The following is a 13,424-nucleotide window of genomic DNA, read 5'->3' as shown; positions in this document are numbered from 1 at the left end:
CAGTGGCAGGTGACGGAACAATAGGAAAAGCATGTGAGGTGCTGGATCAGGTGGCGGCTTTTGCGCGCCCGGTCCGATTTGCGGAACTGTTGGAGAGCAGCGATTTCCCCAAGGCTACGCTCTATCGGTTTCTGCAAACGCTGACCAATCAGGGCATGTTGTCATATGACCCTGATCGGCAAACCTATACGCCCGGTTTGCGGCTGGTGCGGCTTGCGCATTCGGCCTGGACACAAAGCTCATTGGCGCCGATAGCGCGGCCGTTTCTGGATGCTTTGAGCGCAGAGACTGGGGAAACGGTGCATCTGGCGCAGCTGGATGCCAGTCAGGTTCTGTACGTCGACAAGCGCAACGCCGCGCAACCGATCGAGATGTATTCGCAGGCGGGCAAGGTCGGCCCGGCCTATTGTACCGGCGTCGGTAAGGCGATGATGGCCTATTTGGATGAGGTCGCGCTGGAGCGCGCCGTTTCTCAGCAGAGCTATCACCGATTCACGGATAAAACCCTGACCTCTGAGGCGGCGCTGCGCGCTGACCTCGACCTGATCCGCAGTCGCGGCTATGCCATCGACGATGAAGAACACGAGCCGGGCATTATTTGCATCGCTTGTCCGATTCTGACGTCGGGCGGGCGGATGCTGGGGGCAATTTCGGTCACCGGATCGACCGAGCGGATGAATTTCGAACAATTGGAAACCTGGATTCCCCGTGTTCGCCGAGTGGCCGAACAGATCGGAGCCGAAGCACAGGCCTGGCGGTTCCCCGAGACCCGCCAAAGCGCCGACAACAACAGGATGCAAGCGACATGACCGGAGTTACTCTGAACCAGGCGATCAAGCGATATGGCGAGACGCAGGTAATCCACGGTATTGATCTGGACATCGAAGATGGTGAGTTCTGTGTTTTCGTTGGCCCCTCTGGCTGCGGCAAATCCACTTTGCTGCGCATGATCGCGGGGCTTGAAGAGACGACCGAGGGTCAGATTAATATTGGTGCGCGAGACGTAACCCATATGGATCCGGCCAAGCGCGGCGTGGCGATGGTGTTTCAGACTTACGCTCTGTATCCGCATATGACTGTGGCCGAGAACATGGGCTTTGGTCTGCGTATGAACGGGGTCGCCAAATCCGAGATCGACCAAAAGGTTCAGCAGGCGTCGAATATCCTGAAGCTGGATCAGTACCTCAAGCGTAAGCCCAAGGCCCTGTCTGGCGGTCAGCGTCAGCGGGTTGCCATTGGCCGCGCCATCGTGCGGGGACCCGAGGTGTTTTTGTTCGACGAACCTCTGTCTAACCTCGACGCTGAATTGCGTGTCGAGATGCGGGTGGAGATCGCGCGGCTGCACAATGAGATCGGCGCAACGATGATCTATGTGACCCATGATCAGGTCGAGGCGATGACCATGGCCGACAAGATCGTGGTATTGCGGGACGGCCGGATTGAACAGGTCGGCGCGCCGATGGATCTGTATCGCGACCCGGACAACCGCTTTGTTGCGGGGTTCATCGGCTCGCCCGCGATGAATTTTCTGGAGTGTGATTTTGCGGACGGTAAAGTCTCGCATCCCGCCCTTAGCGCACCGTTGGAGGTGACGGCCAATGTACCTGCGGGTCTGAACAAGGTGACCCTGGGCATCCGCCCCGAACATATCGAAGTTGATCGTGCAGCCGAAACCTGCGCCGTTGATCTGACCGAAGCGCTTGGTGGGGTAAGTTATACCTATCTGTTGACCCCCAATGGCGACAAGCTGATCATTGAAGAGCGCGAAGACCAGCGTAGCAGGCAAGGCGAGCGTATCGGTATCACCGTGCGGTCAGATCGTGCAATGCTATTCGATCCTGAAACCGGGCAACGGTTCCGGTAATCGCAAGATCCTGAGTGAAGCAAAACGCACCGGTCTCTGTGATCTGGTGCGTTTTTTGTCAGTCGTAAATTTTCTGGATTTTGTATCCAATATCCGTTATGGCGAGTCAAAAGGGTGAATTCAACCCGCCTCTACGTTGCCTTTTGGAAGGAAAACTTCGATGACGACCAATGTTTTCACCGGCACCATGCCTGCTCTTATGACCCCCTGTAAGGCTGATCGCACGCCTGATTTCGACGCGCTGGTGCGTAAGGGAAAGCAGATGATCGACGCGGGAATGTCAGCGGTGGTCTATTGCGGCTCGATGGGGGATTGGCCGTTGTTGACAGACGCACAGCGGATGGAGGGTGTTGAACGGTTGATCGATGCAGGGTTGCCCGTGGTGGTCGGGACCGGGGCCATCAATACAAAATCTGCTGTGGCCCATGCGGCCCATGCGCAAAAGGTTGGGGCGGTTGGCCTGATGGTGATCCCGCGCGTGTTGTCGCGTGGCAGCTCTCCGGCAGCGCAAAAGAACCATTTCCAGGCGATCCTGACCGCCGCGCCGGATGTGCCCGCGATCATCTACAACAGCCCGTATTACGGATTCGCCACGCGGGCAGACCTGTTTTTTGCCTTGCGCTCCGAGCATCCAAACCTAATCGGATTCAAGGAATTCGGCGGCAAGGAAGATCTGCGTTATGCGGCCGAGAACATCACCAGTCAGGATGATCAGGTCACCCTGATGGTTGGCGTGGATACCGAGGTTTATCATGGCTTTGTCAATTGCGGCGCGACGGGCTCGATCACCGGGATAGGCACCGCCTTGCCGCGTGAGGCATTGTTGCTGGCCGGGTTGTCCAAAAAGGCGGCCCAAGGCCATGCCGAGGCCCGCCAGCGCGCGCGAGAGCTGACCGAGGCGATCCATGTGCTGTCCAGCTTTGACGAAGGTCCGGACCTGGTGCTGTATTACAAGCATCTTCTGGTGCTGAACGGGGAACAGGAATACCGTCTGCACTTCAATGAAACGGACGAGTTGACAGGTGCGCAGCGCAACTATTGCGAACAGCAATATGACCTATTCCGCACATGGTTCGCCGACTGGTCCAAACAGGGCGGAGTAATCGCTGAATGCATGTGATCGACAGCCACACCGGGGGCGAACCCACACGGGTTATCCTAAGTGGCGCACCCGATTTGGGTTCCGGCCCGTTGGGCGAACGCGCCCACCGGTTGGCGACAGACTATGAGGAGTTCTATCGCTCGATCATGTTAGAGCCGCGCGGTCAGCCTGCCATGGTTGGCGCGCTGCTGGTCGAGCCGGTTGATCCGACCTGTGTGACTGGCGTGATCTATTTTGACGTGGATGCCGTGCTGGGCATGTGCGGTCACGGAACCATCGGGCTAACCGTCACGTTGGCCCATCTGGGGCGGATCGGTGTTGGACAACATCGCATTGAAACGCCTGCTGGGATCGTGACGGTCGACCTGCACGACGCCAACACTGTCACCGTCACGAATATCGAAAGCCGCCGGGTGCATCGCGGGGTGACGCTGGATGTGCCGGGTTATGGCGCGGTGACCGGCGATGTGGCTTATGGCGGCAACTGGTTCTTTATTGTCGATCCCAGCCCGATACCGGTGGAAACCGAAAATATCCCTCAGCTGACCGATATGACCGTTGCGATCCGAGAGGCCTCGATTGCGCAAGGGATTGGCGGAGAACAGGGTGAACCGATTGACCATGTGATCTTTCAGGACGCTTCGGATAATCCGACGGTCCATGGTCGCAACTTTGTGCTGTGCCCGGACGACAATTATGACCGGTCCCCCTGTGGCACCGGCAGTTCCGCGCGTCTGGCCTGTCTGGCCGCTGATGGGGTGCTGAAACCCGGCGAAGAGATTGTGCAACATAGCGTCATCGGCAGCGCCTATCACCTGTCCTATCAGCCCGGCACGAATGGTGGAGTCATCCCGTCGATAACCGGGCGGGCCCATATTATGGCCGAGGCGACGCTAATCTTTGGGGACAATGACCCCTTCAAGGCGGGCATCAACCTATGACCTCGCGGGTCGTCGTGATCGGCGCTGGCGTGATCGGCATCACAACCGCGCTTGAGTTGCAGCGCCGGGGCCATCGCGTTCTGGTTCTGGATCGTGAGGGTGTTGCAGCACAGGCCTCGGCCGGGAACGCAGGCGCGTTTGCCTTTTCCGAGGTCGAACCTCTGGCAAAGCCAGGGATTATGCACAAGGCACCTAAATGGCTTCTGGACCCGCTGGGGCCGCTGTCCGTACCACCTGCTTATGCACTGAAAATCGCGCCGTGGATGTACCGGTTTTGGCGGGCCAGCCGACCGGGACGGTATCAAGACCACCTGCGCGCGCAGGCGCGTCTGATGGACTTGTCCTGCGCGGCTTTGGACCGTTTGGTTACTTCGGTGAACGGCGAAGCGATGATGCGGCGTGACGGACAAATGCAGCTGTACGAAAGCGAGGCCGAGTTCCGCGCCAGCCTGCCCGAGTGGGAGCTGCGGCGCCAACATGGGATCGATTTCGAACTGCTGGACAGTCGCGAGGCACTTGCCGAAAAACAACCCGGCCTGAGCCCCCGTTTTACCCATGCAGGGTTCACGCCGAACTGGATGAACACTGTCGACCCAAAGAAATGGGTTGCGCATCTGGCCCAGACCTTTCGCGATCGCGGAGGGCAGATTGAAATTCATGACACGCGCGGGCTGACTGCTGATGAAGGCGGCGTTCGGATCGCACTGTCTGACGGTGAGAAAAAGGCAGCCAAGGTGGTTCTGTGTGCTGGCGCATGGTCGCATCACCTTGCGTGGACACTGGGCGACGCGATTCCGCTTGAGACTGAACGTGGCTACAACACTACCCTTCCTGCTGGTGCGTTTGACCTGCGCATGCATCTGACATTTGCGGGCCACGGGTTTGTCGCCACGCGGATCAATGGCGGCGTTCGGATCGGCGGAGCGGTTGAATTGGGTGGGCTGACCCTTCCGCCGAATTACAAACGAGCGGACGCGTTGCTGAAAAAAGCGGTGCAATTCCTGCCCGGATTGAACACCGATGGGGGATCGCAGTGGATGGGGTTCCGCCCATCCCTGCCAGACAGTCTGCCGGTGATCGGAGCCTCGCCGAACGCGCCGGACGTCATTTATGCCTTTGGCCACGGTCATCTGGGTCTGACGCAATCGGCAGGAACGGCTGAATTAGTCGGAGCTTTGATTGACGGTCAACCTTCTCAGATTTCCCTAACCCCTTTTTCCGCCACCCGGTTCTAAGGACAAGACATGCGCAGCATCAAAACCATTCACGTGATTTCGGCCCATGCAGAAGGTGAGGTGGGGGATGTCATTGTCGGCGGGGTCCAGCCATCGCCCGGAGAAACCCTGTGGGAACAGCGCGCGTTCATCGCCCGGGATCAGACCCTGCGCAATTTTGTATTGAACGAACCCCGCGGCGGCGTGTTTCGCCATGTCAATCTGTTAGTGCCACCCAAACACCCCGAGGCGGACGCCGCCTTTATCATCATGGAGCCCGAAGACACGCCGCCCATGTCGGGATCGAACTCGATCTGCGTGTCGACGGTGCTGCTGGATGGCGGGATCATCCCGATGCAGGAACCCGAAACCTATATGACGCTTGAGGCGCCGGGCGGATTGGTCCGGGTCCGCGCAGAATGCCGGGACAGCAAGGCCCAGCGTATTCACGTGCAGAACCTGCCAAGTTTCGCCGACAGGATCGCAGTGCCGTTGGAGGTTCCCGGCGTTGGTAGGTTGACCGTGGACACGGCCTATGGCGGCGACAGCTTTGTGGTGGTCGACGCCGCCGCACTTGGGATCGAGATTGTTGAAAATGAGGCCCGCGACATTGCGCGCATGGGTGTGGCGATCACGAATGCCGCCAACGAACAGCTTGGCTTTGCCCATCCCGAGAACCCGGATTGGAACCACATCTCATTCTGCGCCTTTTGCGGCCCGCTTGAGACCACCGAAACCGGCCTGACGGGCAAGTCCGCAGTGGCCATCCAGCCGGGCAAGGTCGACAGATCACCCACCGGTACGGCGGTCTCGGCGCGTATGGCGTTGATGGCGGCAAAGGGGCAGATGACGGTCGGGCAGACGTTCGATGCAGTTTCGATCATCGGTTCTCACTTTACCGGTCGGATTGTCGCCGAAACCCGCGTCGGCGACCGCCCGGCCATCACCCCCGAGATCAGCGGCCGTGGTTGGATCACCGGCATCCACCAGCACATGCTGGACCCAGGTGACCCCTGGCCCGGGGGATACCGGTTGAGTGACACGTGGGGCGTGTGATTGATCGCCAAGGTTGCGCGTGTGGTTTTTATGTTTCACTTACAGCAGGTTGACGGCTTAGGCATCTTGAGAATAGGTCGAAGATCACCACTTAAAGGTGAGTATCTCTGACCCAATGGAGCCTTGATGCATATACGCCTTGCTGCCCTGATCGTTGTGATTACGGCATTGCTGCTGTCGAGTAATTCACCGTCCAAACTTGACGCGGAACACGCAGAGCTGACTGCAGCATGTCTGGGTAATAAAGGCAGCACGTCCCATGTAACCGGCGCGTGTACAACGTTGATGGAGGTTGAGGGGCTCACTCCGGCGTATCAAAGCACGCTACTGGGGGCACGTGGTTGGGCCTTCTACTGTGATCGCCAATATGAGAACGCCATTGCGGATTATAATCAGGCTCTGGCTTTACGATCCAAAAACGCGACTGCGTTTCTGAGACGCGCTATGGCTTTGGACGCTCTGGGAAACAGCGAAGCGGCTGTAGCCGACTACGCAAAAACACTGTTGATAGATCCAAACAACACGAATGCGTTGCTTGGAAAGTCGGAAATTGATGAAAAACAAGGAAGATTTGCTGAAGCTGTTTTGGGATATGAGCGGGTGCTTGATATTAAGTCTGATAGCCGAAAAAGCGGTTATGCAATTGCCTATTTGCTAAATCAAGAAGACGGAAAAGATGCGGTCAAGACGTTCTTGGATCAGGCGTCAATGCGTTGGCCAGAACAGATTTGGGCCTACGAACTGCTTGTGGAATACCACCTTAGCTACACCAGTGATTACCTTGGCGCGTTGGCAGCTGTGTCAGAAATTGATCGGTTGACGTCCGACATTGGGACAGTGCTGCTGCTACAGGCCCGCGTGCACCTTGAGATTGGTGATGAAAAGAAGGGGATAGAATACGTTCAGAAGCTTGCTGCATATCAGCATGAAGATGATGACACAATGAAAGGCATTTTCATAAAACGGTGGTTCTACAATGCCGTCGGATGGTATTTGTGGAGAAATAAAGAAGAAATGATGCTCCGAGGCCATCTCTATGCGGTTATGGGACGACCGGACTTGGCGGTGTCAGAGCTAGAAAATGCTCTGCCATCGTTTGGATACAAAGGACGAAAAGCGATATTGGATTCCTTCGGCAAGCAAGGAATATCAGTTCCACTCCAAGCGTATGACGGGTCACCTGAGCATCTTAATAAAGCGATTTCTGACTACGTTTTACATGCGGGCAGATTGATCGAGCCCCTAAAGTTTCGCTCCGTCAGCACAGTGCCGCATGATTTGGTAAAAGTTAAGTAAGGCTAAGCTAAACGGCTGAATGTTTAAGCAACCTCGGGATTTCTCAACCCCGTGTCAATTTGCGCCCCCACTAGACGATTGATCCCAAGGCAAACCTGATTTAAGGGAGACCCTGTCAAATCAGAGTCACCATTGGGGCGCTTGGATTCCCGCGCCTCAGTACCAGCCACACAGATGTGGCGCTACTCTTGGATCGCACGCCCCGAAAGGCTGAAAAAAGGTAAAAGAATATGGCAGAAAAATCGAACTTCGATATATTGTATACCATTGTAGACGAAGCGCCCGAGCTGGCCAGCGCGTCCTTCCTGCCCATCATTCGCAAATTCGCCGGCGCCGCGGGTATCAGTGTTGGAACCAAGGATATTTCGCTGGCAGGACGTATTCTTTCGACCTTCCCCGAAAACCTGACCGACGAACAGCGCATCACCGATGATCTGGCCGCGTTGGGTGAACTGGTGAAAACGCCCGAGGCCAACGTGATCAAGCTGCCGAACATCTCGGCCTCGGTCCCGCAATTGGTTGCGGCCATCGAAGAACTGCAATCACAGGGCTATGATATCCCGAACTACCCCGAAGAGCCTTCGACCGAAGAGGAAAAGGCGATCCGCGCGCGGTATGACGCCATCAAGGGTTCGGCCGTGAACCCGGTTCTGCGCGAAGGCAACAGCGATCGTCGCGCCGCGAAGGCCGTCAAGAATTATGCCCAGAAAAACCCGCATTCGATGGGAGAATGGGCCGCTGACAGCAAGACCAAAGTGTCGTCGATGTCCGGCAATGACTTTTATGCCAACGAAAAATCGGCCACCATAACCGCGGCACAAGCGGGCGATGCAAAGATCGAATTCGTCGGCAAAGATGGCAGCGTGACTGTCCTGAAAGACAGCTGGCCGCTGGACGAAGGCACCGTGGCGGATGCCACCTTTATGTCGGTCAAAGCCCTGTCTGCCTTCCTGACCGAAGCTATTGAGGACACCAAGAAAGACGGCACCATGTTCTCGCTTCATATGAAGGCGACCATGATGAAAGTGTCGGACCCGATCATCTTTGGCTATGCCGTCAAAGCCTGGTTGGCGCCGGTGTTCGAAAAATATGGCGCTGAGCTGGATGCTTTGGGTGTGAACCCGAACTCGGGCCTGGGTGATCTGCTGGACCGCGTCAAAGGCAACGCCGAGATTGTCGCCGCCATTGACGCCCTGAAAGCTGACCGTCCGTCCATGTATATGGTCGACAGCGACAAGGGCATTACCAACCTGCACGTACCGTCGGATGTGATCATCGACGCCTCGATGCCCGCAGTGATCCGCGCGGGCGGCAAGGGTTGGGATGAGACTGGCGCCAAGGGTGACACCAACTGTGTGATCCCTGACCGCTGTTATGCCGGTGTTTATGATGAGGCGATTAACTTCTTCAAAGCCAATGGCGCGCTGAACCCGGCCACAGCCGGTGCTGTCGCCAACGTTGGCCTAATGGCGCAGAAAGCCGAAGAATACGGCTCGCATCCGACCACGTTCGAAGCGCCTGCTGATGGCGTGATCCGCATCGCGCTGGCTAACGGTGACGTCCTGCTGTCACATGAGGTGGAGGCTGGCGATATCTGGCGCGCTTGCACCGTCAAGAAAGCTCCGATCGAAAACTGGATTCAGCTGGCATTGGACCGCCAGCGTCTGACAGGTTCCGAGGCGATCTTCTGGCTGGACGCAAACCGCGCCCACGATGCAGAGCTGATCAAATACGTGAAACCGGCGCTTGAGGCCGCTGGCGTGGCGGATAAGTTCCTGATCATGGCCCCGCGCGAAGCGACCCAGCAAAGCTTGCAAACGATCACCGCTGGCAAGGATTCGATCGCCATCACCGGCAATGTGTTGCGGGATTACCTGACCGACTTGTTCCCGATCTTGGAACTGGGCACCTCGGCCAAGATGCTGTCCATCGTCAAGCTGATGAACGGCGGTGGCCTGTTTGAAACCGGTGCTGGTGGCTCGGCTCCGAAACACGTGCAGCAGCTGGTTGAGGAAAACCACCTGCGTTGGGACTCGATGGGTGAGTTCTGCGCGTTGGGTGAATCGCTGAACTTCCTGGCCGACAGCAAAGGCAACGCCAAGGCAGGTGTTCTGGGTGCCGCGGCCGAGGCGGCGACGCAGGGTATTCTGGACAACAACAAGTCGCCCAGCCGTAAAGTTGGCCAGCCCGACAACCGCGACAGCCACTATTGGTTTGCGCGCTATTGGGCCGAGGCACTGGCGGCGCAGTCCGACGATGCAGACCTTGCGGCCGAATTTGCGCCAATCGCCAAAGAGTTGGCCGATAAGGAAGGTCAGATCCTGGGCGAGCTGGCCGCTGCGCAAGGTGCTCCCGCCGATCTTGGTGGCTACTATCACACCGACCCGGCCAAGGCCGCTGCTGTGATGCGCCCCAGCGCAACCTTGAATGCGATCATCGGCTGATCGCCGGAAGTCACGCCTTTAGGCGTGGCTTTTTCGCTGAAAAATAGAGATCAAAATAGAAAAAAGGGCCGACCCCCAAAAGTCGGCCCTTTTTTGAGTGAGTGGGGAGGCTGCACCTCTCCGGTATAGTTGATTTCAGAATATCACTCTGAGCTATTCCGGGTATTAGGGGATTCCCGTAGGCTCCGCATTTGAACCCCAAGAATTTGACCGAATAGCGGTACCAGAAACCAAAAAAGGCCGGTCCTAAGACCGGCCCCAAGGGTTTCAGGTGAACTAAAAGATCAGTTCGACGCTGCGTTCAGCTTTTCGTTCTGCTCACGCAGGGTATCCGAGATGATCGCGTACCACTCGCCGGACTCACGCATCTCAATCAGGCCTTTGTTCATCATCGCAATGTATTCGCGTGCGAACGGGTTGGTGCGGTGCGCGAGGAAGCTCATCGAGGACAAGGTGGATACATACGGGTTTTCAACGATGTCAGCCGAGGTCAAGCCCATGTCATTCATTGTCGATGCGAACAGATCCACTTCGAATGCCGCCACATCTGCGGTGCCGGTCAATACGGCATCCAGACACTCACGGGCTGTATTGGGCTGGACCACGGTTGTGTTGTTGTGGTTCAAGCCTTGCTCTTCAAGCACCACCATGCTCCAGCCTGCCATGCGGCAGATGGTCGAGCCTTCAAGGTCCTTGAAAGAAGTCGCACTTGCATAGTCGCTTTCCGGCAGTGTGAAGAAGCCACCCACGATGTCATAGACAGGAACTGATGCGACAAACTGCGTGCAGCGGGCTTCGGTAGCTTCAGACCACTCATACGAGCGGTTAGTGCAGTCCGGAACGGTCCATGCGATCGAGATGTCAAACGCCCCAAGCGGCAACAGGGTGTCCAGGTGCGAGCTCCAGTCATCAACAAAGCTGACCGAGTATTCGCGCTGGTTGCCCGCACGCTGAAGGCTGGTTGTTGCCAGACGGGTCATAATACCGCCACCGTTCAGGGTTTCAGTTGTAAATGGCTCCCATCCGTTGCCCGCGACCATCTTGATCGGCGGCGCATAGACATTCGAACGCTTGACGCTTGCCGCACGCTGTTCCTCGGCCGCAATAACTTCCTGAGCGGATTGACCGTTCGGCAGGCTGCCATCTTCACAAGGCAGCGCAAGAACCAGACCAGGGGCCAGATCGTTCGGGTTGGTGATCAGGTTGCGGTTCGCGTTAAAGATCGGCTGATAGTTCGACGTGCCATAGGCCGCGATGGCGATCGTGGCCATCGTGTCGCCATCCGCGACGGTATAGTTGGTGCAGGCTTCTTGTGCGGCGGCGGCTCCGGCGCTCAGGGCGGTGACGGCTGTTGCCGACAGCGCGACTTTCTTCAGGTTGAATTCAAACATGTCCACTTCCTCCAGACTTTTTAGTTGTCAGGCCGGTTGAGGCCTTAGCCATTTTCCATTTGATGACGCAGAGCGGTCGAAACGATGTCACGCCATTCGCCAGATTGCTGCATGATTGCCAGACCCTGGTTGAGCGTCTCAAGGATCGCTTCCCCATCCGGATTATCTTTGTGGGTCATGACGTTAAGCGACTTGATCGCCGCCAGGTTGGGGTTTTCGAGAATGCGATGCTCATAGCCCAGGCGGCTGATTGCACCGACGGCCAAGTGAGCTTCGATCGCGACGATGTCGGCGGTGCCTTCCATAACCGCGTGAAAGCAATCATCCGGTGACACCGGGCGCATCAGCGTGATCGCCGGTTCATAAAGACCCACTGCATCCATATGCGACAGTGACCAACCCTCGGGGCGGCAGATCGTGGTGCCCGCAAAATCGGCATAGGTCAGCGTCTGTTCATAGCCCGAGCCTTCGCGGGCAAAGAAGGTGTCCACAACCTCATAGAACGGGTTCGAGAAATTGTAAGTCTCGCACCGCGCGCGGTCATTTTCCGAGAGGGCTTCGGCCGTTTCGCAATTGGGGCGCGACCAGGGGAAGGTGCCGTCAAAGGCCAGTGTCGGCATCAGCAGGTCCAGATGCGAGGACCAGTCGTTGACGAACTGGATCTTGTAGGCTTGCTCGGGCGCGGCCCGAAGCATCGCAGTTTCCACCAGATTTGTATAAAGGCCGCGATGGGGCAGGGCCTCATCTGTGAACGGCGCATAGTTGCCGCCGGTGATCAGCAGCAACTGGCGATCTCGAATATCGGGGCGGATCCCGCCATCCGCGTCGCGGATCAGTGCGGCACCCTCGGCGCGGGCGGCTTCGATTTCTTCGCGGGCCGCGGCTTTGGCTGCAACCACCGCGTCCTCGCTGGTCTTTTTAGCTTCGGCCTCGGCTTCTGCTACGCGGGCTTCGGCCTCGGCTATTGCTTTAGCTGCCCGCTTTTCGGCTGCTGCGACCAGTTCGGCCGCCATCTCGGCTGCCATGGCTTCTGCTTCTGTTTGCGGAACTTCCCGCGCACGCCCGATATCTTCCAGACAGGGCAGGGTCAGCACGTCGCCCACGCGGATGATGTTCGGGTTATTGCCGATCACGTCGCGGTTGGCGTCAAAGATGATGCGGAAATCCTCGGTCGAATACACATTGATCGTCAATTCGCGCAGGCTGTCGCCTGATTGGATTTCGTAGGTTGAGCACGCCTCTTGCGCCGAGGCGGTTCCGGCCGCGGCAGCAAGTGCCAGGCTGGATATGAACAGATGGGTTTTCATGGGTCCTGTATCTTTGCCTTGGTTAGTTTCTTGTTAATTTCACAACACCGATCGAGGCATTGTCCTGATCGGGGTCAAACTTGGCGTGAAGCGCCTGCAACAATGCTTCGGCGATGTCCTGCGCCCATGCATGCGCGTTGGCTTGCACAATGGTCTGAATTTCCGCGTCGCTGAGGAACTGCAGCCCGTCACTGCCCAGGATCAACACATCTGCTGCAGTCAGGTGCAGCGGCTCTTCCGGGCAATCGACCTTGGGGATTTCGGCCCCCATGACCACTGATGTCAATTGGTTGCGATCCGGGTGAACCTGCGCTTCAGCCTCTGTCAGAGTGCCTTGGGCCACCTGCGCGTCAATGACCGGAGCCATGGAGTGATCTTCGTTGATCTGGCGCAGCACCCCGTCGCGGAACAGGTACAACGGGCTGTCGCCGATCGAAATCCAGAACACGCGCTGTTCCAGCAACAGCACCCCCAAAAGGGTAGACCCCATGTTGAGGCCCTCGCCGTTTTCCTCGCAGCGCGCGGCAATTGCGGCATTGGCTTGCATGGCAGCCAAGGGCAACGCGTCGATTATCGCGCTTTCGGTCGGGGTATTGCTCTCAAGCTCAGCGTCCAGGGCCTCGCGCCAGGCGGCAATCACAAGTTCCGAGGCGACTTCGCCTGCCGCATGACCACCCATGCCGTCGGCGACGACGACATAGCTGGCATTGGCCGCATCGAACATGCGCGCCGCGATCGCGTCTTCCTGCGAGTCGCGCTGACCCTGTTCCAGGATCAGAGCAATGTCATATGCCGGTTGCGCCAGCATC

Annotated in this window: 11 protein-coding genes; 8 read left to right on the top strand and 3 right to left on the bottom strand. The window is 57.6% G+C overall.

The window, feature by feature from the left end; translation table 11 throughout:
- Positions 1–2 precede the first annotated feature (2 nt).
- The 8 genes from ACR0B0_RS08260 (at position 3) to ACR0B0_RS08225 (ending at position 9,917) form a co-directional block, all read left to right on the top strand.
- Positions 3–809 (top strand): IclR family transcriptional regulator, encoded by an 807-nt coding sequence (locus ACR0B0_RS08260; protein ID WP_170349902.1) that lies wholly within the window; start codon positions 3–5, stop codon positions 807–809.
- Positions 806–1,864, top strand: coding sequence for an ABC transporter ATP-binding protein (locus tag ACR0B0_RS08255; protein WP_170349901.1), 1,059 nt, complete (start codon positions 806–808; stop codon positions 1,862–1,864). Before ACR0B0_RS08260 ends, ACR0B0_RS08255 begins: the two co-directional genes overlap by 4 nt.
- A 160-nt stretch (positions 1,865–2,024) precedes the next feature.
- Positions 2,025–2,984 carry a dihydrodipicolinate synthase family protein gene (locus ACR0B0_RS08250; RefSeq protein ID WP_170349900.1) on the top strand — a complete coding sequence of 320 codons (960 nt, stop codon included), beginning with the start codon at positions 2,025–2,027 and terminating at the stop codon, positions 2,982–2,984.
- Positions 2,975–3,907: a 4-hydroxyproline epimerase gene (locus ACR0B0_RS08245; RefSeq protein ID WP_480647266.1), complete on the top strand. Its 933-nt coding sequence runs from the start codon at positions 2,975–2,977 to the stop codon at positions 3,905–3,907. The genes ACR0B0_RS08250 and ACR0B0_RS08245 overlap by 10 nt, the downstream gene beginning before the upstream one ends.
- The gene (locus tag ACR0B0_RS08240; protein WP_480647264.1) at positions 3,904–5,142 is read left to right on the top strand and encodes an NAD(P)/FAD-dependent oxidoreductase; all 1,239 of its coding nucleotides are present in this window, start codon (positions 3,904–3,906) and stop codon (positions 5,140–5,142) included. Before ACR0B0_RS08245 ends, ACR0B0_RS08240 begins: the two co-directional genes overlap by 4 nt.
- Positions 5,143–5,151: 9 nt before the next feature.
- Positions 5,152–6,177, top strand: coding sequence for a trans-3-hydroxy-L-proline dehydratase (locus ACR0B0_RS08235; protein ID WP_480647262.1), 1,026 nt, complete (start codon positions 5,152–5,154; stop codon positions 6,175–6,177).
- 126 nt (positions 6,178–6,303) lie between these two features.
- Complete coding sequence (locus tag ACR0B0_RS08230) at positions 6,304–7,473, top strand: tetratricopeptide repeat protein (RefSeq protein WP_480647260.1); 1,170 nt, start codon at positions 6,304–6,306, stop codon at positions 7,471–7,473.
- Between the two features lie 230 nt (positions 7,474–7,703).
- Complete coding sequence (locus tag ACR0B0_RS08225) at positions 7,704–9,917, top strand: NADP-dependent isocitrate dehydrogenase (RefSeq protein WP_480647258.1); 2,214 nt, start codon at positions 7,704–7,706, stop codon at positions 9,915–9,917.
- Between the two features lie 284 nt (positions 9,918–10,201).
- Here ACR0B0_RS08225 and ACR0B0_RS08220 read toward each other — a convergent pair whose 3' ends face one another.
- Genes ACR0B0_RS08220 through ACR0B0_RS08210 form a run of 3 tightly spaced genes read right to left on the bottom strand, consistent with a single transcriptional unit; the run spans position 10,202 to position 13,423 of the window.
- Complete coding sequence (locus tag ACR0B0_RS08220) at positions 10,202–11,308, bottom strand: transporter substrate-binding domain-containing protein (protein ID WP_170349894.1); 1,107 nt, start codon at positions 11,306–11,308, stop codon at positions 10,202–10,204.
- 44 nt (positions 11,309–11,352) lie between these two features.
- Positions 11,353–12,615 (bottom strand): substrate-binding periplasmic protein, encoded by a 1,263-nt coding sequence (locus tag ACR0B0_RS08215; RefSeq protein WP_480647256.1) that lies wholly within the window; start codon positions 12,613–12,615, stop codon positions 11,353–11,355.
- Positions 12,616–12,637: 22 nt separating this feature from the next.
- Complete coding sequence (locus ACR0B0_RS08210; RefSeq protein ID WP_170361723.1) at positions 12,638–13,423, bottom strand: PP2C family protein-serine/threonine phosphatase; 786 nt, start codon at positions 13,421–13,423, stop codon at positions 12,638–12,640.
- Position 13,424 lies beyond the last annotated feature (1 nt).

Source organism: Ruegeria sp. BA12, from assembly GCF_056539625.1.
The sequence above is the reverse complement of the archived record's forward strand: the minus strand, read 5'-3'. Positions and strand labels throughout refer to the sequence as shown.

Coding starts and splice junctions, on each gene's coding strand:
- ACR0B0_RS08255 (WP_170349901.1), top strand. CDS start 806: ATGACCGGAGTTACTCTGAACCAGGCGATCAAGCGATATGGCGAGACG.
- ACR0B0_RS08250 (WP_170349900.1), top strand. CDS start 2,025: ATGACGACCAATGTTTTCACCGGCACCATGCCTGCTCTTATGACCCCC.
- ACR0B0_RS08245 (WP_480647266.1), top strand. CDS start 2,975: ATGCATGTGATCGACAGCCACACCGGGGGCGAACCCACACGGGTTATC.
- ACR0B0_RS08240 (WP_480647264.1), top strand. CDS start 3,904: ATGACCTCGCGGGTCGTCGTGATCGGCGCTGGCGTGATCGGCATCACA.
- ACR0B0_RS08235 (WP_480647262.1), top strand. CDS start 5,152: ATGCGCAGCATCAAAACCATTCACGTGATTTCGGCCCATGCAGAAGGT.
- ACR0B0_RS08230 (WP_480647260.1), top strand. CDS start 6,304: ATGCATATACGCCTTGCTGCCCTGATCGTTGTGATTACGGCATTGCTG.
- ACR0B0_RS08225 (WP_480647258.1), top strand. CDS start 7,704: ATGGCAGAAAAATCGAACTTCGATATATTGTATACCATTGTAGACGAA.
- ACR0B0_RS08220 (WP_170349894.1), bottom strand. CDS start 11,308: ATGTTTGAATTCAACCTGAAGAAAGTCGCGCTGTCGGCAACAGCCGTC.
- ACR0B0_RS08215 (WP_480647256.1), bottom strand. CDS start 12,615: ATGAAAACCCATCTGTTCATATCCAGCCTGGCACTTGCTGCCGCGGCC.
- ACR0B0_RS08210 (WP_170361723.1), bottom strand. CDS start 13,423: ATGCTGGCGCAACCGGCATATGACATTGCTCTGATCCTGGAACAGGGT.